The sequence below is a fragment of the Pseudomonas sp. S1_E05 genome, from assembly GCF_056337105.1.
Window position 1 is genome coordinate 1,008,013 of record NZ_JBFRHM010000001.1, and the last position, 23,674, is coordinate 1,031,686.

Below are 23,674 nucleotides of genomic sequence, written 5' to 3' on the forward strand. Positions count from 1 at the left end.
GATCGCGGGATGCTTTTGATCTTTTGTGGGAGCGGGCTTGTCGAGGCGTCGAACCGTCGCGATAATCTTTAACGATGACGCGGGCAGCCTGAATGCGTGCGGTGTCCGGTCGACCATCGCGAGCTGGGGGATTGGTTTCAGACCCGGATCATCTCCCGCACCTTCGCTGTCAGCAGGTCGAAGGTGAAGGGTTTGGTGATCATCTGCATGCCAGGGTCGAGAAAACCACCGCGCACCGCTGCGTGTTCGGCGTAGCCGGTAATAAACAGCACTTTGAGGTCCGGTCGGTATTGTCGACCGATCTCCGCCAGTTGCCGGCCATTCATGCCGGGCAGACCGACGTCGCTGATCATCAGGTCGATGCGCTGCGCAGAATCGAGAATCGGCAGGGCGCTATCGGCGTCAGCCGCCTCCACGAACCCATAGCCCAGGTCACTCAATACCGTACTCACCAGCACCCGCACGGCCGGGTCGTCTTCGACGATCAGCACGGTCTCGCCTTTCTGTGCAAACAAGGGGTGGGCGATGTCTGTCGGGTGCTCCAGCGGCAGGTCGCCGCCAAAGCGCGGCAGGTACAAACTGACTGTCGTGCCTTCGCCTTCTTGACTGTCAATGGCCACGTGTCCGCCTGACTGCTTGCTGAAGCCGTAGATCATCGACAGGCCCAAGCCAGTGCCCTGGCCAATCGGCTTGGTGGTAAAAAACGGATCGAAGGCGCGATTGATCGTGCTCTGTGGCATGCCGCAGCCGTTGTCGGTGACGCTGAGCACGACATAGTCGCCGGGCTCCAGGTTGCTGTGGGCATCGGTGAAATCGCGCCCCAGTTGCCGGTTGGCGGTGCGCACCACGAGTTTGCCGCCGTCGGGCATGGCGTCCCGGGCGTTGATCACCAGGTTGAGCAGGGCGCTTTCCAGTTGGTTGCGGTCGGCCTCGGCCACCCACAACGCTGGGTCCAGGTGCATCTCCAGTTGAATGCTCTCATCGATGCTGCGTTGCAGCAGTTCGCCCATGGAGATGACGAGCGCGTTCATTTGCAGCGGTTTGGAGTCCAGCGACTGGCGCCGGGAAAAGGCCAGCAACCGATGGGTCAGGGCCGCCGCGCGATTGGCCGAGGTCACGCCCAGGTCGATCAGGCCATCGAGGTCATCGAGACGCCCCCGGGACAGGCGCCGGCGCAGCAGCTCCAGGCTGCCAATGATGCCGGTCAGCATGTTGTTGAAGTCGTGGGCAATGCCGCCGGTCAATTGACCGACCGCTTCCATTTTCTGCGACTGGCGCAGTGCTTCTTCGTTGTGGCGAAGCTCTGCGGTGCGCTCCTCGACTTGCAGTTCCAGGGTTTCGAGGATGTTCTGCAGGCGCATTTCGCTTTGGCTCAGGTCGATCAACCGGTCCCTGGCTTCGTATTGTCGCCTGCGCCCGCGCAAGGCGGTGGTCACTAGGCTGATCAGGGTGGCGGGGTGAAAGGGCCGCTCGAGAAATGTGACATTGCCCAGTTGCACGCCCAATCGCGAGGCGGGCCCCTGTTCCGGCCCGCCCCGGTGAGTCATTAGCACGATGGGCAGGTCAGACCAGGCCGGTTGCTGATCGATCAGATCGATCAGTGGCGCCATGTCAGCACCGAGCAATGCCTCGGACGAAATCAACAGCAGACCGGCGCCATGCTCCAGTTCTGCGCACAGGCCGACGAGGTCGCGAGTCACGACACCCGCGTAACCCGCCTCGTTGAGCATCATCAAGGCAATCTGGCTGTCACGTCCGAGCGGGGCGAGGATGATCGCCCGCTCGGACGTTGCTGGCTGAACCATTACGACGCCTCGTCGGTGAGCAGTGGCTGCTTGGCACCCAGGTAGGTCGGTACGCCACGCAGTACGCCTTGGAACGCGTCCAGCGGCTCGCCAATGGTCATGCCTCGTGAGCTGATGCGGTATTCACGGATCGTGGACTCATGGCTGCCCGTGCGCTTTTTGATCACGGAAATGGCGCGGCGCACCTTGCCCGCCGCTTCGAAGTAGCGCAGCAGGATCACAGTGTCCGCCAGATAGGTGATATCGACGGGGGCCATCATGTCGCCGACAAGGCCATGCTGGGCGACAGTCATGAAGGTCGCTGTGCCCCTGCGATTGAGGTACAGCAGCAACTCGTGCATGTGCAGCACCAGCGCATTCTCTTCCGGCATCGCCGCTTGATAACCATTGAGGCTGTCGATGACCACGGTTTTGATCTGGTGGTCGTCGACGCAGCGGCGCACGCGATGAGACAACTCGCCGGGAGAGAGTTCGGCGGCGTCAACTTGCTCGATCATCAAGTTGCCTGTGGCTTGCAGGGCTTCGAGGTCGATATTCAGGCTTCTCATACGCTCGAACAGCAGGCCCAGCTCTTCATCGAAGATGAACAGCGCGGCTTTCTCGCCGCGGGCCACGGCGGCTGCGGCAAAGACCATCGAGATCAGCGATTTGCCGGTGCCTGCGGGCCCGAGGATCAGGGTGCTGGACCCCGTCTCGATGCCACCGCCGAGCAAGGCATCCATTTCGTTGATACCGCTTTTGAGTTGTGTGCGAACAAATCTGCCGCGATGTTCAGCCGCGACCAGGCGCGGGAAGACGTGTATGCCATCTTCCAGGATTGTGAAGTCGTGAAAGCCGCCGCGGTACTTTTGACCACGGTACTTGACCACACGCACCCGTCGCCGCTCGGCGCCATAGTTCGGGGTCAGTTCTTCCAGGCGAATCACTCCGTGCGCAACGCTGTGCACGGTTTTGTCCAGGGACTCGGTGGTCAGATCGTCCAGCAGCAGCAACGTGGCGTCGTAACGCACGAAGTAATGCTTGATCGCCAGGATCTGCCGGCGGTAGCGCAACGAGCTCTGCGCCAGCAAGCGAATTTCCGAGAGGCTGTCGAGTACCACGCGGGTCGGCTTGAAGCGTTCGACCGCGTCGAAAATCTGCCGGGTGGTTTCACCCAGCTCCAGATCCGAGGAATACAGCAGGCTCTGCTGGGATTCGGTATCGAGCAGGCTTTCCGGCGGGGTCAGTTCGAAGACATGGATGTTCTCATCCAGCTCCCAGCCGTGTGAAGCGGCGCCCTGGCGCAGTTCGCGCTCGGTTTCGGACAGGGTGATGTACAACGAGCGCTCACCGGCTTGCGCGCCGGCCAGCAGGAATTGCAATGCGACAGTGGTTTTGCCGGTACCGGGTTCACCCTCCAGCAGAAATACATGACCACGGGACAAGCCACCGGCGAGGATGTCATCGAGACCCTCGATACCGGTAGCCGCTTTTGCATTGATCAACTCGTTAGATGTAGACAAAGAATGCCCTCTGGTGGCTCGGGTAGTGAGGCAACAGGCCGCAACGGCCTGGTTGGACTGCCTTTTCACTTGACCATTGGTCGCGATGAGCGTTCCACGGTTCTTGTCTTTTTATAGACCCTGTTGCAGTGCCGGGTCGTCCGGATTGAGCTGTTCCAGTTGTGCCTGGAGGATCTGCACGTTCTGCAGTTGCCCGCTTTCCTTCCAGTAGTTGATCAACAGTACGCGCGCCTTGCGGTCGGCCGGGTGACGCTGGACGATCTCCTGCAATTGCTTTTGCGCCGCTTCCAGTTCCTGCTCGTCATGCAGCGTCGTTGCCAGGTCGTAGCGGTAGTGCTTGTTGTCCGGTTCCAGCTCCACGGCCTTGGACAGGCCGAGCAGGGCGAACTCGCTCTGGCCGTGATGCAATAGCCACATGCCCAAGGCGTGTTGAAGGTAAGCGGAATCAGGCTGGGCTTTGAGTTGCTTGGCCAGCAGCAGCCGGGCGGCTTCGCCCTGGCCTTGTTTGTCGAGCACCTCGATTTGCATCACCAGCGCGGGCAGGTTGTCCGGGGCCAGGCGCAAGGTGTTGTCCAGCGCCTGTTGCGCCGCCTTGTATTCGCCGTTGTGCAGGTGCAGCCTCGCCAACTGATACTGATTGTCGGCACTGTCGGGGGCCTGCATCAGCACCTGCTCCCAGGCGTCGATGGCTTGTTCCAAGGGGCCGAAGTACAAACCCAATTCGTCTGGCGACAGCCCGAGCAACGCGTTCACGGCGGCCAGGCGAACACTTTGCTCGCTGTCGTCGAGCATCGGGCCCAGCAGCAAACTGCGCTGCCCATTGGGCACCAGGGCACTGATGCTGTTGATGGCGGCAATGCGCACTTCGGGCGCGGGGTGTTGCAGGTCGGCGTCCGCCAGCTTCAAGGCGACGGAGCTGGGATAGTTGGGCAGTTCGGCATGCAGCCAGACTCGGCGTTTAGGAGAGAGGTCGGGCCTGCCCAATTGTTGATAAAGCACCCGCGCCGCGCCCGGTTGGCCATTTCGCGCCTGGGTCAGCGCTTCGCTGTAGCCACGCCGGATCGCCTCGGGCACCACTGGGGTGGTGCTGCGCAGAAACAGCCAGGCAATGCCGATGGCGAGCAGTGCGCAGAGGCCGATGATCAGGTAGCGACGGGACTGGGGCATGCAGGAATCCGGGGCTGACAAACTGTTACAGGTCGCCAGCTTCGGTCAGGCCGGGCCGTGAGTCAAACCTGGCGGCCCGGAAATATCGCTGTAATGCTCAATCACGCAGCTCCGGCCTGTCGCGAAATTGCTCCAGCGCCTGGGGATTGGCCAGGGCATCGGTGTTTTTCACCGGGCGCCCATGCACCACATTGCGCACCGCCAACTCGACCACTTTACCGCTGATGGTGCGCGGAATGTCGGTGACGACCAGGATCTTCGCTGGCACATGGCGCGGTGTGGTGTTGGCGCGAATCACCTGGCGAATCTGCTGTTGCAGGGCTTCGCTCAGTTCGATGCCTTCCTGCAATCGCACGAACAGCACCACCCGCACGTCGTCTTGCCATTGCTGGCCGATGGCGACGCTGTCGAGCACCTGAGGGACTTTCTCCACCTGCCGGTAGATCTCGGCGGTGCCGATGCGCACACCGCCGGGGTTGAGCACCGCGTCCGAGCGGCCATGAATCATCATCGCGCCGTGGGCCAACTCTTCGGCGTAATCACCCTGGGCCCAGACACTGGGGAACTGGCTGAAATAGGATGCGCGCAGCTTGTCGCCGCTGGCGTCGTCCCACAGGCCGACCGGCATGGCTGGAAAGTGCCGGGTGCAGACCAGTTCGCCTTTTTCGCCAACCACTGCCTGGCCGTCGTCGTTCCACACCTCGACCGCCATGCCCAGGCTCTTGCCCTGTATTTCGCCGCGCCGCACCGGCAGCCACGGATTGCCGTTGACGAAGCAGGAAATGATGTCGGTGCCGCCAGACATCGAGGCCAGGCACAGATCGGTCTTGAGTTCGCGGTAAACGTAATCGTAACTTTGCGGCGACAGCGCGGAGCCGGTACAGAGCAGGGTTTTCAGGCTGCCCAGGTCATGGCTCTGCCGAGGTTTTACGCCTGCGCTTTCCAGGGTCGCGAGGAATTTCGGACTGGTGCCGAAAACGCTGATGCGCTCGTCGTCGATCAGGTCGAGCAAGCGTTCAGGGCCGGGCTCGAACGGCGAGCCGTCGTACAGCACAATAGCGCTGTCCACGGCCAGGGCCGAGACCAGCCAATTCCACATCATCCAGCCGCAGGTGGTGTAGTAGAACAGACGGTCACCGGGCCCCAGGTCGCAATGCAGGCCGTGTTCCTTGACGTGTTGCAGCAACACGCCGCCAGTGCCGTGAATGATGCACTTGGGCACGCCCGTGGTGCCGCTGGAATAGAGAATGTACAGCGGATGGTCGAAGGGCACGGCGACGAAGTCCGGCTCGCCACCGGCCTCGTAAAAGTCATCCCACAGCTCGACGTCCGCATGGGTGTGGTAGTCGCTGATGTGCGTATCGGCAAGCGCGTAGGGCACGACGACCAGTTGTTCCAGGCTCGGCAGGCGTTCGAGGATTTCGTTGACCTTGGCGCGCTGGTCGATGTCCTTGCCGGCGTAGCGGTAGCCGGCGCAGGTAATCAGCACTTTCGGCTCGATCTGGCCGAAACGGTCAATCACGCCCTGGGTGCCGAAGTCCGGAGACGAACACGACCAGATCGCGCCCAGGCTGGTGGTGGCGAGCATGGCGGCCAGGGTTTGCCAGGTGTTGGGCATGCACGCGGCCACGCGGTCGCCGAGGCCGACGCCGGCGGCTTTCAGGCTGTTCTGCAGGCCGGCGACATGTTCGGCCAGTTCTGCCCAGGTCAACTGTTCGCGCTGGCCGTTTTCACCGATGGCGATCACCGCCACGGCGTCGTCACGGCGGCGCAGCAGGTGCTCGGCAAAGTTCAGGGTGGCGCCGGGAAACCATTGGGCGCTGGGCATCTGCTCGCGCTCGATCAGCACGGCGTCTGGCTGGGTGTGAAAGCGGATGTCGAAGAAGTCGACGATGGCCTGCCAGAAGTCGCTGCGCTGGTGGATGGACCATTGGTGCAGGGCGGCGTAATCGTCAAGGTGCAGGGTGTGGCGCTGCTGGACGAAACGGCGAAAGGCCTCCATGCGGCTCTTGCCAACGCGCTCGGGGGTGGGTTGCCAGAGTATTTCGGACATGGGGTTGCCTCTTGTTATAGGTATGCACGGCATTACCTGTAGGAGCGAGCTTGCTCGCGATGAAGTCGTGTCAGTCAATATTGATGTAGTTGACACACCGCAATCGTCGGAACGCCGCCCGGAGCAAGCTCGCTCCTACAGGTCAGTTGGTGTTCTTTTTACTGCGCCAACCACCCCCCATCGATATTCCACGCCGCACCCCGCACCTGGCTGCCGGCTTCGCTGCACAAAAACAACACCAGTTCGCCCAGTTGCGGCGGGGTGACGAATTCCAGGGACGGCTGCTTTTCCGCCAGCAGGTCATGCTGTGCCTGCTGCGGGTCGGTGCCGGCGGCGATGCGGTCGTCGATCTGCTTCTGCACCAGCGGCGTCAGTACCCACCCTGGGCAGATCGCGTTGCAGGTGACATTGGTGGTGGCGGTTTCCAGGCCGACCACCTTGGTCAAGCCGATCACCCCGTGCTTGGCGGCCACGTACGCGGCCTTGCCCACCGAACCGACCTGGCCGTGCACCGAGGCGATGTTGATGACCCGGCCCCAGTTCTTCTGCCGCATGCCGGGCAGGCTCAGGCGGGTACTGTGGAACACCGAGGACAGGTTGATGGCGATGATCGAATCCCAGCGCTCCACGGGGAAATCCTCAACCGGCGCCACGTGCTGGATGCCCGCGTTGTTGACCAGGATGTCGACGCCGCCGAACTCGCGGTCGGCGTAGGCGATCATGTCGGCAATTTGCGCCGGGTCGCTGACGTCGGCCGGGTGATGGCCCACCTTGCCGCCGTACTGAGAGACCTCAGCGATGACCTGCGAGGCGTCGCCGAAGCCGTTGAGGATCAGGTTGGCGCCGGCCTTGGCCAAACTGAGGGCAATGCCCAGGCCGATGCCGCTGGTGGAGCCGGTAACCAGTGCGGTTTTGCCGGTAAGAGTGGTCATGATTACCTCACACAATGCCAGTGGCGTAGAAAACACCGATCACCACAAAGACCGCCAGGGTCTTGATCAGCGTAATACAGAAAATGTCTTTGTAAGCTTCGCGGTGGGTCAGGCCAGTCACTGCCAGCAGGGTGATTACCGCGCCGTTGTGCGGCAGCGTGTCCATGCCGCCGCTGGCCATTGCGGCCACCCGGTGCAGCACTTCCAGCGGAATGTTGGCCGCATGCGCCGCGGCAATGAAATCGTTGGCCATGGCCGCCAGCGCAATGCTCATGCCGCCAGAGGCAGAGCCGGTGATACCGGCCAGCAGGGTCACGGTAATCGCTTCATTGACCAGCGGGTTGGGAATGCTCTTGAGCCAGTCGGCCAGCACCAGAAAGCCAGGCAGGGACGCGATCACCGCACCAAAGCCATATTCCGAGGCGGTGTTCATGGCCGCCAGCAACGCACCGCTGACCGCGCTCTTGCTGCCTTCGGCCAGCTTGCTGCGAATCGCCTGGAAACCAAACGCCAGCACCATGAGAATGCCGACCAGCAATGCCGCCTGCACCGCCCAGATCGCCGTGAGCTTGGCGATTTCGGTGGTCACCGGTGCGGCCATGCCCGGCAGTGCCAGGCTGTGGGTCTTGCCGTACCACTGCGGGATCCACTGGGTGAACAGCAGGTTCATGACGCCCACCGCCAGGAGCGGCGAGAGGGCGATCCACGGGTTGGGCAGTTTGATGTCGGCGGCGGTTTCCGGCTCGTTGCGCAGTTCGGTGCCATAACCTTCACCCGCGCGCTGGGCCTTGTTGCGCTGGCGTTGCAAAAACAGCATGCCGACACAGAACACGAAAATCGTGCCGATCAACCCCAGCCACGGCGCTGCCCAGGCGGTGGTGTTGAAGAAGGTGCTGGGGATGATGTTCTGGATCTGCGGGGTGCCGGGCAGGGCGTCCATGGTGAACGAGAACGCACCCAAGGCGATGGTGGCCGGGATCAGGCGCTTGGGGATGTTGCTCTGGCGGAACATCTCGGCCGCGAACGGATAGACCGCAAACACCACCACGAACAGCGAAACGCCGCCGTAAGTCAGCAGGGCGCACACCAGCACGATCACCAGCATCGCCTGACGGGTGCCGAGCAGGCGAATGGCGGCGGCCACGATGGAGCGAGAGAAACCCGACAGCTCGATCAGCTTGCCGAACACGGCACCGAGCAGGAACACGGGGAAGTACAGTTTGATGAAACCGACCATTTTCTCCATGAACACCCCGGTAAAGGCGGGCGCGACGGCGGAAGGGTCGGTGAGCAGCACGGCGCCGAGGGCGGCGATGGGGGCAAAGAGGATAACGCTGTAGCCGCGATAGGCAGCAAGCATCAGCAGCGCAAGGGCTGCCAAGGCAATGATCACACTCATGGTGTGTCTCCTGGGATTGTTATTTTTGTGGGTGAGGCTTTGGGAAAGGGCTTTAGCTAGATTTGTGCCAGGTGTTTAAGATGTTGAAATATAAGGGAATATTTGTCTTTTTTGGGTTCTGAAGAGATTTCTGTCTCTGATTTGAGACATTTTTTGGTTGGGAAGGCCTCATCGCGGGCAAGCCCGCTCCTACAGAGTTTGCGGTGAACCCATGAACTGTAGGAGCGGGCTTGCCCGCGATTGGATCTGTCTAACAACGGAGATCAATGTCTCGTTATTGAGACTCAGCCATCCCCAAAGCCACCATCTTCTTATAAAGGGTCGACCGCCCCAGCCCCAGCCGCGCCGCCGCCTCGACCACCTTGCCCCCGCATTGCGCCAGGGCCGACTCGATCAATTGCCGATCAAACCGCTCTCGCGCTTGGCTGAACGTCTCATGGCCCAACGCTTCAACCACTGCGGGCGCCGCACGCTGCACCGGGGCAAACGTACCAATGGCGCCACGAATATCCTGCGCGTTGAGCTGCAAGTCATCACTGAGCAACGCTGCCCGCTCGAGCACATTGCGCAGTTCGCGAATATTCCCAGGCCAGGCGTGCTGCCCCAGCAGTTCCAGGGCCTCGGGGTTCAATTCGTGCTGGCTGCGCAGCTCTTCGAGGATCGCCTCGCTCAGGGCGGGCAGGTCATCGAGGCGATCGCGCAGCGGCGGCACCTGGATCGGCAGCACATTGAGCCGGTAATACAAGTCAGCACGGAACTCGCCGCGCTTGATCGCCGCTTCAAGATCAGTAGAGGTCGCGGCGATGACCCGCACATCGCTCTGGATCACTTCATTGGAGCCGACCGGTTCGAATTCCTTTTCCTGTAGCACTCGCAGCAGTTTGCTTTGCAGCGGGAGGGGCATGTCGCCGATTTCGTCGAGGAAGAGGGTGCCGCCCTGGGCGATCTGCAATTTGCCGGCGCGGGCCTTGCGATCGGCGCCGGTGAAGGCGCCGGGGGCGGTGCCGAAGAATTCGGCTTCCAGCAGCGCTTCGGGGATCGCCGCGCTGTTGATGCTGACGAACGGTTTGTGCGCCCGTGGCGAGGCGCCGTGGATCGCCTGCGCCAGCAATTCCTTGCCGCTGCCGGTTTCCCCCAGCAGCAACACCGGGGAATCGGCACTGGCGCTGCGTCGGGCGCGTCGTTTGACTTCCAGGCTGGCGGCGCTGGTGCCGATGAAGTGGGCGAAGTTGTATTTGGTCTGCCGCGCCCGCAGCAGCGAGCGGGTGGAGGCGAGTTCTTCCTGCATGCTCATGTAGCGCTTGAGCATGGGTGAGAGGGTGCGCAGTTCGTCGAAGAGGGCGAAGCCGATGGCGCCGATCACCACGCCGGCATCGTCGTGGATCGGCAGGCGCATGACCACCAGCGGTTCCTTGGGTGTGTCCTGCATGTCCAGCAGGATCGGCCGACCCGTGCGCACCACCTCGCGCAGCAGGCTGCCGGGGATCACACTTTCGCAGGCCTTGCCGATGGCGAACTCGGCCGACTCCAGGCCAAAGCGCCGGGCGTAGCGCTCGTTCATCCAGACGATGTTGGCGTCGCGGTCGACGATCACCGTGCCTTCGCTGGATTGCTCGATGATTTCGAACAGCGAGCGGATTGCCAGGAGGCGGACGCGTTGGTAGTCCTTCAGGCTGTCGGTGGGGTTCATGGGGGTGGATCCTGATTATTTGTTGTCTGGTCGGGCCTCATCGCGGCGGTGCGACGATTCGACAAGCCCGCTCCTACACGGAGCCCCTGTAGGAGCGGGCTTGCCCGCGATGCAGGCGACGCGGTCACAACTGATGCGCCGCCGCCAACAGCTCTTTGGTGTACGGGTGCTGCGGCGATTCGAACACCTCGTGACTGGCGCCGCTCTCGACCACTTTGCCGTCCTTGATCACGATCATGTCGTGGGCCAGGGCGCGGACCACCGCCAGGTCGTGGCTGATGAACAGGTAGGTCAGGCCGTGTTTTTCCTGAAGCTGGCGGAGCAGGGCCACCACTTGTTTTTGCACGGTGCGGTCCAGGGCCGAGGTCGGTTCATCCAGCAGGATCAACGCCGGTTTCAACACCAGCGCCCGGGCAATGGCGATGCGCTGGCGCTGACCGCCGGAGAACTCGTGGGGGTAGCGATGGCGACTCTCCGGGTCGAGGCCCACCTCGCGCAGCGCCTGGATGACCTGAGCGTCGCAGTCTTTTGCACTGGAGTGACTGTGCACTTCCAGGCCTTCGCTGATGATCTGTGCCACCGACATGCGCGGACTGAGGCTGCCAAATGGGTCCTGGAACACCACCTGCATTTTCTTGCGCCAGGGCCGTAGCTGTTTTTGCGTCAGGCCATCCAGCGCTTGGCCCTGGAAGCGAATGCTGCCTTCGGAGTCGAGCAGGCGCAGGATCGCCTGGCCCAGGGTCGATTTCCCGGAACCGGACTCGCCCACAATCCCCAGGGTCTTGCCGCGCTGCACATTCAGGCTGATACCGTCCACCGCATGCAGGTAGGTCTTGCGGCGGAACAGCCCGCCGCCGAGGGCGAACCTGACTTGCAGGTCGTCCACCTCCAGTACCTTCTCGCGCTCGTCCCGGGGCAGGGCTTCGCCTTCCGGCTCCGCATTGAGCAGCACGCAACTGTAGGGGTGTTTCGGCTCGGTGAACAATTGCTCGCAAGGCGCCTGTTCGACAATTTCCCCGGCCTTCATCACGCACACGCGCTGGGCAATGCTGCGCACCAGGTTAAGGTCGTGGCTGATCAGCAGCAGCGACATGCCGAGCCGTTGTTGCAGGGATTTGAGCAGGATCAGGATCTTGCGCTGTACCGTGACGTCGAGGGCGGTGGTCGGCTCGTCGGCGATCAGCAGTTCGGGCTCGCAGGCCAGGGCCATGGCGATCATGACCCGCTGGCGCTGGCCACCGGACAATTGGTGCGGATAGGCCTTGAGCCGCTCCTTGGGTTTCTGGATGCCCACCAGGTGCAGCAATTCGAGGATCCGAGCCTGTGCGACCTTGCCGGTCAGGCCCTTGTGCAGCATCAGGGTTTCGCCGATCTGCTTTTCGATGCTGTGCAGCGGATTGAGCGAGGTCATCGGCTCCTGGAAGATCATCGCGATGCGGTTGCCCCGCAGTTCGCGCAATACCTTCGACGAGGCACCGAGCAGTTCCTTGCCGCGATAGCGAATGCTGCCGGTGGACTGGGTGTCGGTTTCGGGCAGCAATTGCAGGATCGAGTGCGCGGTCACCGATTTGCCGGAGCCCGACTCGCCGACCAGCGCCAGGCATTCACCGGGGCGGATGTCCAGGCAAAGGTCGCGCACCACGGTCTGGCCGCTGAAGGCCACGCTGAGGTTGCGGATTTCGATCAGGTTACTCATATCGAACGCTCGCTGGGTGACTTGGACCGTGGCTCAAGATCGTGGATCAAACGCATCACGCAATGCCTCGCCGATGAACACCAACAGGGAAAGAATCAGCGCCAAAGTGAAAAACGCCGTCAGCCCCAGCCACGGTGCTTGCAGGTTCTGCTTGCCCTGGCCGATCAACTCGCCCAGCGAGGCACTGCCAGCCGGCATGCCGAAACCGAGGAAGTCCAGGGCGGTGAGCGTCGAGATAGCCCCGGTGAGAATAAACGGCAGATAACTCAATGTCGCGTTCATCGCATTGGGCAGGATGTGCCGCACGATCACCTTGCGGTCGGTGAGGCCCAGCGCACGGGCTGCCTTGACGTATTCCAGGTTGCGCCCGCGCAGGAACTCGGCGCGCACCACGTCCACCAGCGCCAGCCAGGAAAACAACGCCATGATCCCCAGCAACCACCAGAAATTCGGCTCGACGAACCCCGAGAGGATGATCAGCAGGTACAGCACCGGCAAACCCGACCAGACTTCCAGCAAGCGCTGGCCGATCAGGTCGACCCAGCCGCCGTAGTAGCCTTGCAGCGCGCCGGCAGCGATGCCGATGAGGGCGCTGACAAAAGTCAGCATCAGCGCGAACAGGATAGACACCCGCGCACCGAAGATCACCCGCGCCATGACATCACGGGCCTGGTCGTCGGTGCCCAGCCAGTTGACGCTCGACGGCGGGCTGGGTGCGGGTTTGTTCAGGTCGTAGTTGGGAGTGTCGTCGCTGAATGGGATGGGTGGGAACAGCAGCCAGCCGCCGTCCTTTTTAATCAGTTGCTGCACGTAATCGCTGCGGTAATCGGCCTGGAACGGCAGTTGCCCGCCGAACTCCTGTTCGGTGTAGCGCTTGAACACAGGGAAGTACAACGAGTTGTGGTAACTGACCACCAGCGGTTTGTCGTTGGCGATCAGCTCGCCGCCCAGGGTCAGCAGGAACAGGCCGACGAACAGCCACAGCGACCACCAGCCACGGCGGTTTTTCTTGAAACGCTCGAAGCGTCGACGGGCCAACGGCGAAAGCTTGAACATCAGGCGTTCCTCGCGGCGAAGTCGATGCGTGGGTCGACCAGGGTGTAGCAGAGGTCCCCGACCAGTTTTATCAGCAGGCCGAACAGGGTGAAGATGAACAGCGATCCGAAGACCACCGGGTAATCCCTGGACACCGCCGCTTCGTAACTCATGCGTCCCAGGCCATCGAGGGAGAAGATCACCTCGATCAGCAGGGAGCCGGCGAAAAAAACGCTGATGAACGCCTGTGGAATGCCCGACACCACCAACAGCATGGCGTTGCGGAATACATGGCCGTAGAGCACGCGACGTTCGCTCATGCCCTTGGCGCGGGCAGTGACCACGTACTGGCGGGTAATTTCATTGAGGAACGAGTTTTTAGTGAGGATGGTCAAGGTGGCAAAGCCGCCTATCACCAGGGCCGTCACTGGCAGCACCAGATGCCAGAAGTAGTCGGCAATCTTGCCCACGGTGGACAGCGATTCGAAGTTGTCCGAGACCAGCCCGCGCACCGGGAACCAGTTCAGCGAGGTGCCGCCGGCAAACACGACGATCAGGAACATCGCGAACAAAAACGCCGGCATGGCGTAGCCGATGATGATCGCGGTACTGCTCCAGATGTCGAAATGACTGCCATGGTGCACGGCCTTGCGGATGCCCAGCGGAATGGACACCAGGTAGGTAATCAGCGTGGCCCAGAGCCCAAGGGAGATGGTCACCGGCATTTTTTGCAGGATCAGGTCGGTCACCGTCGCGCCACGGAAGAAGCTCTTGCCGAAATCCAGTTGTGCGTAGCTCTTGAGCATCAGCCACAGACGTTCCGGGGCGGGTTTGTCGAAGCCGTACTGTTTTTCGATTTCCTTGATCAGTTGCGGATCGAGGCCGCGACTGGCTCGCGAGCTGCCGCTGGCCATGTCGCTGGAACCGCCGCCGACACTGGCGCCGCCGATGCCCTGCAAGTGCGCGATGGCCTGTTCGACCGGGCCGCCCGGCGCTGCCTGGACGATGACGAAGTTGACCAGAAGGATGATCACCAGCGTCGGGATGATCAGCAGCAGGCGCCGCAGAATATATACCCACATCAGTGCGGCCCTCCGGGTTGGCCGCGCTTGATCAGTTCGGCGGTCATCTGCTGGTTGGTCAACGGTGTGGTGCTCACTTCCCACCAGCTCTCGATGGCTTCGTCATTCGCCGCTTGCACGCTGGGAATGCCGAAGCGGTTCCACCACACGGTGGAACTGCCCGGCGGGTAATAGTTGGGAATCCAGTAGTAGTTCCATTGCAGCACGCGGTCCAGTGCGTGGGCATAGCGCAGCATGTCGGCCTGGGTGCTGGCACGTACGAGTCCAGCGACGAGGGTGTCCACGGCCGGGTTCTTGAGCACCATGTAGTTGTTGGAGCCCGGGTCGTTGGCGGAAGCCGAACCGAAGTAGTTGTTCAATTCGTTGCCCGGCGAGGTGGTGACCGGGTAGCCGGTGACGATCATGTCGTAATCGCGGGACATGAGCCGGTTGACGTATTGCGACGAGTCGATACGGCGGATGTTCAGGTCGATGCCGATCTGCTTCAGCGTGCGCTTGTAGGGCAACAACAGGCGGTCCATGCCGTTCTGGCTGACCAGGAACGTAAAGCTCAGCGGCTTGCCCTCGGCATTCACCAATTGATCGCCGTCGGGTTTCCAGCCGGCCTGCTCCAGGAGGGCCAAGGCTTGCAGTTGCTTGTCGCGGATCACGCCACTGCCATCGGTCTTGGGCGCCTCGAAGACTTGAGTGAACACTTCGTCGGGAATCTGGCCGCGCAGGGGTTCGAGGATCGCAAGCTCGGCAGCGTCCGGCAGTGCCCGGGCGGCGAGATCGGTATTGGAGAAGAAACTCTGCTGGCGGATGTAGACGTTTCGCATCATCTGCCGGTTGCTCCACTCGAAATCCCACAGCAACACCAGGGCCTGGCGCACACGACGGTCCTGGAAGAGAGGATTTTGCAAGTTGAACACAAAGCCTTGCGCCGATTGTGGGGCACTTTGCGCCAGGTGGGCCTTTTGCAGGCGACCGTCGCTGAGGGCGGGGCTGTCGTAACCGATGGAATAGCCGGTGGCGGAAAACTCGCGGTTGTAATCGTAGGCGCCACCGCGCAGGACTTGGCGCGCAACGTCGGTGTCGCCGAAGTACTCAATGCTGAAATGGTCAAAGTTGTACAGGCCACGGCTGACCGGCAAGTCCTTTCCCCACCAGTCGGGGTTGCGCTCGAAGGTGATGCTGCGCCCGGAATCGACCTTGCTCACCTTGTACGGGCCACTGCCCAGCGGCGGCTCGTAACCGCCACCACCGGCGAAGTCGCGGGTTTTCCACCAGTGCTCGGGAAACACCGGCAGGGTGGCGAGGTCCAGGGGCAGGGTGCGGTTTTCGTTGCTCTTGAAGTCAAAGCGGACCTTGAGCGGTGACTCGACGACCACGCCGCTGACGTCGGCGAATTGCGTGCGATAGCGCAGGCTGCCTTGAGTCATCAACAGGTCGAAGGTGTAGCGCACGTCTTCGGCGGTGATCGGCTTGCCATCGGCAAACCGCGCCTTGGGATTCAGATAGAAACGCAAGGACAAGCCATCGTCCGAGCGCTCCATCTTCTGCGCCACCAGGCCGTAGACGGTGTAGGGCTCATCCTGTGAGCGCTGGGCGAGCGGGGAGTAAAGCAAACCGTCGATCTGGGTGACGCCGATGCCTTTGTCTATGTAAGGCAACACATGGTCGAAATGGCCGATTTCGACGGCCGAGCGACGCATGGTCCCGCCCTTGGGGGCGCGCGCATTGGTGTACTCGAAATGGCTGAAGCCCGCGGGGTATTTCGCGGGTTCGCCGTAGACGGTCAGGGCGTGTTGCGGCGCTGCGCTCACACCGGCGGCACCCAACAGCAGGGTCGCGGCGGTGAATAAAAAGGTAGGGAAAGCCAGTCGCATTGTCAGCCTTAGAGCTGGGTGATCGGTAACCGCAAGTTGTACGCTAGCGGCGCGTGCCTCGCCAGTCGTATCGCACATGCGAAACACAACGGCCCACCAGAGGCGGGCCGTTGTGCGTCAAGCGCTGTAGCGAGATCAGTCCTGACGACTGGTCACTTCCAGCAGGTGGTAACCGAACTGGGTTTTCACCGGGCCTTGCACCACGTTGATCGGTGCGCTGAAGACCACGGTATCGAATTCCTTGACCATCTGGCCTGGACCGAACGAGCCCAGGTCACCGCCCTGGCGGCTGGACGGGCAGGTGGAGTTGGCCTTGGCGATTTCGGCGAAGTCGGCGCCGCCCTCGATTTGCGCCTTGAGTTCGTTGCACTTGTCTTCGCTGGCAACCAGGATGTGACGGGCAGTGGCTTTAGCCATGGGGAAATACTCCTCTGTTCAGTAAAGTGTCGAGCCTACCGGATTCAGTGGCCCATTTCTTCTCAAAGTTCCAGGGCGATGCTTAAAGGCCGACCTTTCGCAGGCGCTCGGCATGTCGCACGAAGAGCTCGACCGGATCGACGCCCTGACGCACTTGCCCGACGGCTTGATTGATGACATCCAGGTGATCCAGCGGATAGTCGGAGCGGATCACGTTGCCCAGGTGGGAGCTGAAGCGCCCGACCAGGCCATCGTTTTGCTCGGCCTCGGTGGTGAAATAGTGTGAAAAGGCCCGGCAGAATCCGTGCAAGGAGTCGACAGCATTAGCCCCTTCCTGTGCAACACCACCTTGCAGGGTGCCGCTCCAGGAGTAGTAGCGAACGCCATTGACCACCTCGCGACCCTTGCCACCCCAGGTCTTTGGCAGCCCCTGGGGATATTTCTGATTGAAGTCGCGGACGCCATCGGTCGTCAGGGCATTCAGCGCGGCGATAGCGTTCTGCGGCATCTGCGGGTTACCGCTCAACAACGAGAGGAAGTCGGCGAACAGGGTCGCCACCGCTTCGGCTGCGCGTTCCGGCAGGCGCCCCGGGGTCAGGGCCTTGCGCAGAAAATCGGCCAGTTCCGAACCGTGATTAGGCCCGCTGACCGACGTCACGGATGCGATGACCTGCGGTGCCATCGCAGCGGCATATCGTGCCGCCAGTGCGCCTTGACTGTGGCCAATCAGGTTGACCTTTTGGGCTCCGGTGCCCTCGAGCACTCGCTCGACCTGTGACAGGAGCTGGTCACCACGTGCCTCGTGGGTGTGAGTGGCCGACAAGTGTGGAATGAATACCCTGGCGCCGGCGCTGCGCAAGGCTTGCCTGATGTCGTGGAACAGTCCGAAAGGGCCGATCCGGTCGAAACCGAACAAGCCGTGAACCAGCAGGATGGGGTGAAGAGTGCTTGCATTCCGTTGCATGTTCGTACCTTTTCGCGGAAGTTCGTGGGTGTGCGAGGGCGTCACTCTAAAGCACACGGACATCGGGGCGATGTATGAAAAAGCCGCTGTAAAAGGGTGAAAACGGAATAGGTGGGAGGCGAATATTCGAGGCCTCGGGAAGCCTGTTTCGGATTGTCTGGACGTCTTTTCGGCGGGGGCAGAGCAGAGTCCTGCAATGACCTACCCCCGCCATGCCATTAGCCTGTCAGCCGCGTGCCGTGCGCAACCGCTGCGCCGCGTTGCACAACAGTTCTTCCGTGCCGCTCCAGCCGAGGCAGCCATCGGTGATCGACACGCCGTATTTGAGCGACGCCGACAACGGCTGGCAGCCCTCGAACAGGTGGCTCTCGATCATCATCCCGATCAGTGACCGGTCACCTTGCAGGCGCTGTTCCAGCACATCGTTAAACACGACCGGTTGACGCAGTGGGTCCTTGCCGCTGTTGGCGTGGCTGCAGTCGACCATGATTCGCGCCGGGATCTTCAACTTGCTCAGGTCGCTGTTGATCTGGGCGACGTTGGCGCGGTCGTAGTTGGGGCCGCGATGGCCGCCGCGCAGAACCAGGTGCGTATCGGGATTGCCGGGTGTCTGGATGATTGCAGGGTGGCCCTGGGTGTCGACGCCGAAATGACGGTGCGGGTGGGCGGCGGAGCGCATCGCATCGCTGGCCACGCCGACGCCGCCATCGGTGCCGTTCTTGAAGCCGACCGGCATGTTCAGGCCGCTGGCCATTTCGCGATGGATCTGCGATTCGGTAGTGCGAGCCCCGATGGCGACCCAGCTCAGCAGGTCGTCGAAGTAGCCGGCGGCCATCGGTTGCAGCAGTTCGGTCGCTACCGGCAGACCCAGGCGCAGCATTTCACGCATCAGTTCGCGCGACAGGGTGAGGCCGCCGGCCATGTCGTCGCTGCCGTCCAGATGCGGGTCGTAGGCCAGGCCTTTCCAGCCGACCGTTGTGCGCGGTTTTTCAACGTAGGCGCGCATGACCAGAAGCATTTGATCGCTGACGTCGTCGGCGAGGCGGGCGAGGTTACCGGCGTATTCCAGAGCCGATTGCGGATCGTGAATCGAGCAGGGTCCCACGATGACCAGTAAACGGGAGTCTTCACCGTTGAGAATGGCGCGTACGGCGTCGCGGTGCGTGGCGACCTGGCGGGTGAGGTCATTGCTCAGGGGCAACTGCTGTTTGAGTTGCAATGAGCTGGGCAGGCGCAGGGTCAGCGCTTCGTTGGCAGGGCTCAGGGTGGACAGCGGCAAAGCAGAGACGGACGAGTTCATGTTCAGGCTTCCTGGGCAAGCGGCGGGTTCGTTCCCGCGCGCTCGGCCCTACAGGGGTGTTCGACAATTGGCCGGATTGGCTGCGAGTGTGTGCTTGCCACCATTGGGTGACCGATCGGAGGCGGCAGGCTGTCCCGAGCGGAGGCTGCTAAATCGCCAGGCGGTAAAGGTGTCGTAACGGTAATAGGTGGCGTAGTTCATGTCGTGAATCCTCAAAATGTCTGGTAAGTGCAAAAGTGCTGCTTCAAAAATTCAGGCGCTGAAAAAACAAAACCCCCGGTCGGGAGGCCGACCGGGGGTTGAGAAATCTCTGGTGGCGACCCGTTGAAGTGGGCGCCGTTTGGGTATCAGGCGCGCCAGTGGCTAAACCAATACCCAAAATAAAAGCTTGCCGGAGCACAAGCACTGTTCGCCCGGGCAGCCGCAACCGAGCGCGGGGCGCTGGCGGTAGGACGCTGTGAGAGGGCGTTGAACATGGTGTGTCTCCGATGAATGGCCTGAGCTTACTAGAGGCCGGTAGGCGGATTCAATCAGAAATTGCTATCAATCGCCGATGGTGTTTTCTATCGCCGGGGTGTGACACTTCGCACTTATCAACTTTCCCGCGACCCGCCATGACCGCATCGACACTCGCCGCCGGATTTGAATGGCGCCCGGCAACGCCCGCCGACCTGGGCTTCGCTCGCGACCTGACCTGCCAGAACATGCTGCGCTATTACATTCAGTACGACCTGCTTTGGCAGGACGAAGCCTTCGACGTCGCCTGGGCGGGGCGGGACAATCGCTTGATCGTGCGCGATGGCGTGCGGCTGGGATTTTTCAGCTTGAGCCGGGACGCCAGGGCCTTGTATATCCGTGAGTTGCATGTCGTCGAGGGGTTTCGCGGTCAGGGGGCTGGTTCCTGGGCGATCGATCAGGTTTTGGCGCTGGCGGACCAGGAGCGTCGCCCGGCGTTGCGCTTGACGGTGTTCGAGAATAATCCGGCAAGAATGCTTTACGAGCGAAAGGGCTTGCGGGTAGTCGGCGCCGACGAGTGTTTCCTCAGAATGCAGTGTGATGTTCGCGCCCTGAATGCCTGAAACACATATAAGACAAGCCTTTCAAGATGTATTGATACTTTTTATATGGCGCTTGCCGCTAGGTCTGCCAATCGCTTTTTGCTAAGGTGTCGGCAACTCAACAAGACCAATCACGAGGTGTCTGCTTGATTAGGGTGCTAGTAGTCGATGACCATGATCTCGTTCGTACGGGCATTACGCGAATGCTGGCGGACATCGACGGCCTGCAAGTGGTCGGCCAGGCGGAGTCCGGGGAAGAATCCCTGCTCAAGGCACGTGAGTTGAAACCCGATGTGGTGCTGATGGACGTGAAGATGCCCGGTATCGGCGGTCTTGAAGCCACCCGAAAGCTGCTGCGCAGCCATCCCGACATCAAGGTCGTGGCCGTCACCGTGTGCGAGGAAGACCCGTTCCCCACCCGTCTGTTGCAGGCCGGAGCCGCCGGTTACCTGACCAAGGGTGCGGGGCTGCCGGAAATGGTCCAGGCCATCCGCCTCGTATTTGCCGGGCAGCGCTACATCAGCCCGCAGATTGCCCAGCAACTGGCGATCAAATCCTTCCAGCCGACCAACGATTCGCCGTTCGACGCCTTGTCCGAGCGGGAAATCCAGATCGCGCTGATGATTGTTGGTTGCCAGAAAGTCCAGATCATCTCCGACAAGCTGTGCCTGTCGCCAAAAACCGTAAACACCTACCGTTACCGAATTTTCGAAAAGCTTTCGATCAGCAGCGATGTCGAGTTGACGCTGCTGGCGGTTCGTCACGGCATGGTTGATGCCAGCCTCTGAAAATGACCGAAATCTTTGATCCAAGCGCATTCCTGTCAACGGTCAGCGGACGCCCCGGCGTTTATCGCATGTTCGACAGCGAGGCGCGTCTGCTCTACGTCGGCAAGGCCAAGAACCTCAAGAATCGCCTGTCGAGTTACTTCCGCAAGTCCGGGCTGGCACCCAAGACCGCCGCACTGGTGGCGCGCATCGCCCAAGTCGAAACGACGATTACGTCCAACGAAACTGAAGCCCTGTTGCTTGAGCAGACACTGATCAAGGAATGGCGCCCGCCCTACAACATCCTGCTGCGCGACGACAAATCCTACCCCTACGTCTTCTTGTCTGATGGCCAGTTTCCACGCCTGAGCATTCATCGTGGGGCGAAAAAAGCCAAGGGCAAGTACTTCGGCCCCTATCCCAGCGCCGGGGCGATCCGTGAGAGCCTGAGCCTGCTGCAAAAGACCTTTTTTGTGCGTCAGTGCGAGGACAGCTATTACAAGAACCGTACGCGGCCGTGCCTGCAATACCAGATCAAGCGTTGCAAGGCGCCCTGCGTAGGGCTGGTGGAACCTGAGGTGTACGCCGAAGACGTGCGCCACTCGGTGATGTTCCTCGAAGGGCGCAGCAATGCGCTGACTGATGAATTGTCAGCGGGCATGGAAGAGGCGGCGATCAACCTCGAGTTCGAGCGCGCCGCCGAACTGCGTGACCAGATTGGCCTGCTGCGCCGCGTACAGGATCAGCAGAGCATGGAAGGCGGCTCCGGCGATGTCGACGTGATCGCTGCCTTCGTCAATCCGGGCGGCGCCTGCGTGCACCTCATCAGCGTGCGCGGTGGCCGGGTCCTGGGTAGCAAGAACTTCTTCCCGCAAGTGGGTATCGAAGAGGACGTATCCGAAGTCATGGCGGCGTTTCTCGGCCAGTACTTCGTCAGCAGTCCCGAGCGGGACTTGCCGAGCGAGTTGATCGTCAACGTGGTTCACGACGACTTCCCTGCACTGATCGAGGCCATTCATGAGCTGCGTGGTCGGGAACTGACTATCAGCCACCGAGTGCGTGGCACGCGGGCACGCTGGCAGCAGTTGGCGGTGACCAACGCCGAGCAGGCATTGGGTGCACGTCTGGCCAACCGTCAACACGTCGCGGCGCGTTTCGACGCCCTGGCCGAAGTGCTGAACCTGGATGAACCGCCGCAGCGCCTGGAGTGCTACGACATCAGCCATTCCAGCGGCGAAGCCACTGTGGCCTCGTGTGTGGTCTTCGGCCCGGAAGGCCCGATCAAGGCCGATTATCGTCGTTACAACATCGAAGGCGTCACCGCAGGCGATGACTACGCCGCGATGCATCAGGCGCTGACCCGGCGCTTCAGCAAACTCAAGGACGGGGAGGGCAAGCTGCCGGACATCCTCCTGGTCGACGGCGGCAAGGGCCAGCTGTCGATGGCCCGCGATGTGCTCAATGAACTGGCGGTGCCGGACCTGATCCTCCTGGGCGTGGCCAAGGGCGCCACGCGCAAGGCCGGCTTCGAAACCCTGTACCTCAACGACGCCGCCCATGAATTCACCTTGCGTGGCGATTCGCCGGCGCTGCATCTTATCCAGCAGATCCGTGACGAGGCCCACCGGTTCGCCATTACCGGCCACCGCGCACGTCGTGGCAAAACCCGCCGCACGTCTACACTGGAAGGCGTCGCCGGGGTAGGGCCGACACGTCGGCGCGACCTGTTAAAACATTTTGGTGGATTGCAGGAGCTGTCTCGTGCCAGCATCGAAGAAATCGCCAAAGCCCCCGGGATCAGTAAAAAGCTCGCAGAGTTGATTTATGCAAATCTGCACAGCGAGTAGAATGCCCCCTCACCTCGTAGCCAGTTGTGCCGATGAATATCCCTAATCTGATTACCGTTTTACGCGTCCTGCTTATCCCGATCTTCATTTTACTGTTCTACCTGCCTTACCAATGGAGCTACGCGGCCTCCGCCTCGGTCTTCGCGTTCGCTGCCGCCACCGACTGGCTGGACGGCTATCTGGCGCGTCGCCTGGAACAGAGCACGCCATTCGGCGCGTTCCTCGACCCGGTGGCCGACAAGCTGATGGTCGCCGTGGCCCTGGTGCTGCTGGTGCAGGAGCACGCCAACCTGTGGCTGACGCTGCCGGCCGCCGTCATCATCGGTCGCGAAATCGTCGTCTCGGCCCTGCGCGAATGGATGGCCGAAATCGGGGCCCGTGCGCACGTCGCCGTGTCGAACCTGGGCAAATGGAAAACCGCCGCGCAAATGCTCGCGTTGGTGATCCTGCTGGGTAACCCGTCGCACTTTACCTTCTGGGTGCTGCTCGGCTACGTTTTACTGATGATCTCCGCCGGTCTGACCTTGTGGTCCATGGTCCAATATCTGCGCGCCGCCTGGCCACACCTGAAGATCGATGTGGAAAAGAAATAAAACTTTTTTGAATCAAGGGGTTGACGGGGCTTCTGGATTCTATAAAATGCGCCACACCAAGACGCGGGAATAGCTCAGTTGGTAGAGCACGACCTTGCCAAGGTCGGGGTCGCGAGTTCGAGTCTCGTTTCCCGCTCCAAACATAGCATTGCAGTTTCGGCTGCAATGATCGCAAAAAGGACCTTCGGGTCCTTTTTGCGTTTCTGCTTTCCGTGATCACTCGCTGCGAGCCGCCTCTTGCAGCCGCAGTGATCATTTCCACCGTCGGGTTGGAGATCGCGGGCCGCGATTCAGTCCAAGGGGCGGCGCACGACTCGTATTGGATGACGAGCGAGCGACCACGTGTGACTGAGTTTGCGATCCAGAGCATCTTCGGAACCGTGGCCGCCATCAGGCGCCTTCCCAATAGGTACGTTGCAAACACGTCTCCACCCTCAGTCTTGGCTAAGTTTCCATCCGTATCTTCTTCTCCAAGCGCATTCAGCGCAGTTCAGAAGAG

At 61.5% G+C, this 23,674-nt stretch carries 18 protein-coding genes and 1 tRNA gene; 5 read left to right on the top strand and 14 right to left on the bottom strand.

The features are described 5' to 3' along the window. Nucleotides 1-137 precede the first annotated feature (137 nt). The 14 genes from AB4N33_RS04735 to AB4N33_RS04800 form a co-directional block, all read right to left on the bottom strand. Complete coding sequence (locus AB4N33_RS04735) at nucleotides 138-1,805, bottom strand: ATP-binding protein (RefSeq protein WP_460141490.1); 1,668 nt, start codon at nucleotides 1,803-1,805, stop codon at nucleotides 138-140. Then, nucleotides 1,805-3,307, bottom strand: coding sequence for an ATPase domain-containing protein (locus AB4N33_RS04740; RefSeq protein ID WP_476456571.1), 1,503 nt, complete (start codon nucleotides 3,305-3,307; stop codon nucleotides 1,805-1,807). Before AB4N33_RS04740 ends, AB4N33_RS04735 begins: the two co-directional genes overlap by 1 nt. A gap of 111 nt (nucleotides 3,308-3,418) precedes the next feature. Continuing rightward, nucleotides 3,419-4,474 (bottom strand): tetratricopeptide repeat protein, encoded by a 1,056-nt coding sequence (locus tag AB4N33_RS04745; RefSeq protein ID WP_460123669.1) that lies wholly within the window; start codon nucleotides 4,472-4,474, stop codon nucleotides 3,419-3,421. Between the two features lie 97 nt (nucleotides 4,475-4,571). After that, nucleotides 4,572-6,527, bottom strand: coding sequence for an acetoacetate--CoA ligase (locus AB4N33_RS04750; RefSeq protein ID WP_476456572.1), 1,956 nt, complete (start codon nucleotides 6,525-6,527; stop codon nucleotides 4,572-4,574). Between the two features lie 158 nt (nucleotides 6,528-6,685). Beyond that, nucleotides 6,686-7,459, bottom strand: a complete 774-nt coding sequence (gene hbdH, locus AB4N33_RS04755) for a 3-hydroxybutyrate dehydrogenase (protein WP_476456573.1) — start codon at nucleotides 7,457-7,459, stop codon at nucleotides 6,686-6,688. 7 nt (nucleotides 7,460-7,466) lie between these two features. Then, nucleotides 7,467-8,858 carry a GntP family permease gene (locus tag AB4N33_RS04760; protein ID WP_460123676.1) on the bottom strand — a complete coding sequence of 464 codons (1,392 nt, stop codon included), beginning with the start codon at nucleotides 8,856-8,858 and terminating at the stop codon, nucleotides 7,467-7,469. Between the two features lie 274 nt (nucleotides 8,859-9,132). Beyond that, nucleotides 9,133-10,548 carry a sigma-54 interaction domain-containing protein gene (locus AB4N33_RS04765; protein ID WP_476456574.1) on the bottom strand — a complete coding sequence of 472 codons (1,416 nt, stop codon included), beginning with the start codon at nucleotides 10,546-10,548 and terminating at the stop codon, nucleotides 9,133-9,135. 124 nt (nucleotides 10,549-10,672) lie between these two features. Further along, nucleotides 10,673-12,244: an ABC transporter ATP-binding protein gene (locus AB4N33_RS04770; RefSeq protein WP_476456575.1), complete on the bottom strand. Its 1,572-nt coding sequence runs from the start codon at nucleotides 12,242-12,244 to the stop codon at nucleotides 10,673-10,675. Nucleotides 12,245-12,277: 33 nt separating this feature from the next. Continuing rightward, nucleotides 12,278-13,300 (bottom strand): ABC transporter permease, encoded by a 1,023-nt coding sequence (locus AB4N33_RS04775; protein ID WP_476456576.1) that lies wholly within the window; start codon nucleotides 13,298-13,300, stop codon nucleotides 12,278-12,280. Next, the gene (locus tag AB4N33_RS04780; RefSeq protein WP_460141497.1) at nucleotides 13,300-14,361 is read right to left on the bottom strand and encodes a microcin C ABC transporter permease YejB; all 1,062 of its coding nucleotides are present in this window, start codon (nucleotides 14,359-14,361) and stop codon (nucleotides 13,300-13,302) included. The genes AB4N33_RS04775 and AB4N33_RS04780 overlap by 1 nt, the downstream gene beginning before the upstream one ends. Further along, nucleotides 14,361-16,229, bottom strand: a complete 1,869-nt coding sequence (locus AB4N33_RS04785) for an extracellular solute-binding protein (RefSeq protein WP_460123691.1) — start codon at nucleotides 16,227-16,229, stop codon at nucleotides 14,361-14,363. The genes AB4N33_RS04780 and AB4N33_RS04785 overlap by 1 nt, the downstream gene beginning before the upstream one ends. A gap of 135 nt (nucleotides 16,230-16,364) precedes the next feature. Then, nucleotides 16,365-16,646 carry a peptidylprolyl isomerase gene (locus tag AB4N33_RS04790; protein ID WP_019410039.1) on the bottom strand — a complete coding sequence of 94 codons (282 nt, stop codon included), beginning with the start codon at nucleotides 16,644-16,646 and terminating at the stop codon, nucleotides 16,365-16,367. 82 nt (nucleotides 16,647-16,728) lie between these two features. Next, entirely contained in the window at nucleotides 16,729-17,610 is an 882-nt protein-coding gene (locus AB4N33_RS04795) for an esterase/lipase family protein (RefSeq protein ID WP_476456577.1), read from the bottom strand. Between the two features lie 226 nt (nucleotides 17,611-17,836). Beyond that, nucleotides 17,837-18,910, bottom strand: a complete 1,074-nt coding sequence (locus tag AB4N33_RS04800; protein ID WP_476456578.1) for a 3-deoxy-7-phosphoheptulonate synthase — start codon at nucleotides 18,908-18,910, stop codon at nucleotides 17,837-17,839. Nucleotides 18,911-19,524: 614 nt separating this feature from the next. On the opposite strand from AB4N33_RS04800, the gene AB4N33_RS04805 reads away from it, so the two are divergent. The 5 genes from AB4N33_RS04805 to AB4N33_RS04825 all read left to right on the top strand — a co-directional run bounded on the left by AB4N33_RS04805 (nucleotide 19,525) and on the right by AB4N33_RS04825 (nucleotide 23,314). Then, complete coding sequence (locus tag AB4N33_RS04805) at nucleotides 19,525-19,989, top strand: GNAT family N-acetyltransferase (protein WP_476456579.1); 465 nt, start codon at nucleotides 19,525-19,527, stop codon at nucleotides 19,987-19,989. Nucleotides 19,990-20,114: 125 nt separating this feature from the next. Further along, nucleotides 20,115-20,756 carry a response regulator transcription factor GacA gene (gacA, locus tag AB4N33_RS04810; protein ID WP_008015884.1) on the top strand — a complete coding sequence of 214 codons (642 nt, stop codon included), beginning with the start codon at nucleotides 20,115-20,117 and terminating at the stop codon, nucleotides 20,754-20,756. Nucleotides 20,757-20,758: 2 nt separating this feature from the next. Further along, nucleotides 20,759-22,582 carry an excinuclease ABC subunit UvrC gene (gene uvrC / locus AB4N33_RS04815; protein ID WP_460123705.1) on the top strand — a complete coding sequence of 608 codons (1,824 nt, stop codon included), beginning with the start codon at nucleotides 20,759-20,761 and terminating at the stop codon, nucleotides 22,580-22,582. Between the two features lie 32 nt (nucleotides 22,583-22,614). After that, complete coding sequence (pgsA, locus tag AB4N33_RS04820; protein WP_460123708.1) at nucleotides 22,615-23,175, top strand: CDP-diacylglycerol--glycerol-3-phosphate 3-phosphatidyltransferase; 561 nt, start codon at nucleotides 22,615-22,617, stop codon at nucleotides 23,173-23,175. A gap of 63 nt (nucleotides 23,176-23,238) precedes the next feature. After that, a tRNA-Gly gene (locus AB4N33_RS04825) sits at nucleotides 23,239-23,314 on the top strand. Nucleotides 23,315-23,674 lie beyond the last annotated feature (360 nt).

What these genes read in the sequence shown, in the direction of transcription:
- AB4N33_RS04735 (WP_460141490.1), bottom strand. Translation starts at nt 1,805, where the DNA reads ATGGTTCAGCCAGCAACGTCCGAGCGGGCGATCATCCTCGCCCCGCTC.
- AB4N33_RS04745 (WP_460123669.1), bottom strand. Translation starts at nt 4,474, where the DNA reads ATGCCCCAGTCCCGTCGCTACCTGATCATCGGCCTCTGCGCACTGCTC.
- AB4N33_RS04750 (WP_476456572.1), bottom strand. Translation starts at nt 6,527, where the DNA reads ATGTCCGAAATACTCTGGCAACCCACCCCCGAGCGCGTTGGCAAGAGC.
- hbdH (WP_476456573.1), bottom strand. Translation starts at nt 7,459, where the DNA reads ATGACCACTCTTACCGGCAAAACCGCACTGGTTACCGGCTCCACCAGC.
- AB4N33_RS04760 (WP_460123676.1), bottom strand. Translation starts at nt 8,858, where the DNA reads ATGAGTGTGATCATTGCCTTGGCAGCCCTTGCGCTGCTGATGCTTGCT.
- AB4N33_RS04765 (WP_476456574.1), bottom strand. Translation starts at nt 10,548, where the DNA reads ATGAACCCCACCGACAGCCTGAAGGACTACCAACGCGTCCGCCTCCTG.
- AB4N33_RS04770 (WP_476456575.1), bottom strand. Translation starts at nt 12,244, where the DNA reads ATGAGTAACCTGATCGAAATCCGCAACCTCAGCGTGGCCTTCAGCGGC.
- AB4N33_RS04775 (WP_476456576.1), bottom strand. Translation starts at nt 13,300, where the DNA reads ATGTTCAAGCTTTCGCCGTTGGCCCGTCGACGCTTCGAGCGTTTCAAG.
- AB4N33_RS04780 (WP_460141497.1), bottom strand. Translation starts at nt 14,361, where the DNA reads ATGTGGGTATATATTCTGCGGCGCCTGCTGCTGATCATCCCGACGCTG.
- AB4N33_RS04785 (WP_460123691.1), bottom strand. Translation starts at nt 16,229, where the DNA reads ATGCGACTGGCTTTCCCTACCTTTTTATTCACCGCCGCGACCCTGCTG.
- AB4N33_RS04790 (WP_019410039.1), bottom strand. Translation starts at nt 16,646, where the DNA reads ATGGCTAAAGCCACTGCCCGTCACATCCTGGTTGCCAGCGAAGACAAG.
- AB4N33_RS04795 (WP_476456577.1), bottom strand. Translation starts at nt 17,610, where the DNA reads ATGCAACGGAATGCAAGCACTCTTCACCCCATCCTGCTGGTTCACGGC.
- AB4N33_RS04800 (WP_476456578.1), bottom strand. Translation starts at nt 18,910, where the DNA reads ATGAACTCGTCCGTCTCTGCTTTGCCGCTGTCCACCCTGAGCCCTGCC.
- AB4N33_RS04805 (WP_476456579.1), top strand. Translation starts at nt 19,525, where the DNA reads ATGACCGCATCGACACTCGCCGCCGGATTTGAATGGCGCCCGGCAACG.
- uvrC (WP_460123705.1), top strand. Translation starts at nt 20,759, where the DNA reads ATGACCGAAATCTTTGATCCAAGCGCATTCCTGTCAACGGTCAGCGGA.
- pgsA (WP_460123708.1), top strand. Translation starts at nt 22,615, where the DNA reads ATGAATATCCCTAATCTGATTACCGTTTTACGCGTCCTGCTTATCCCG.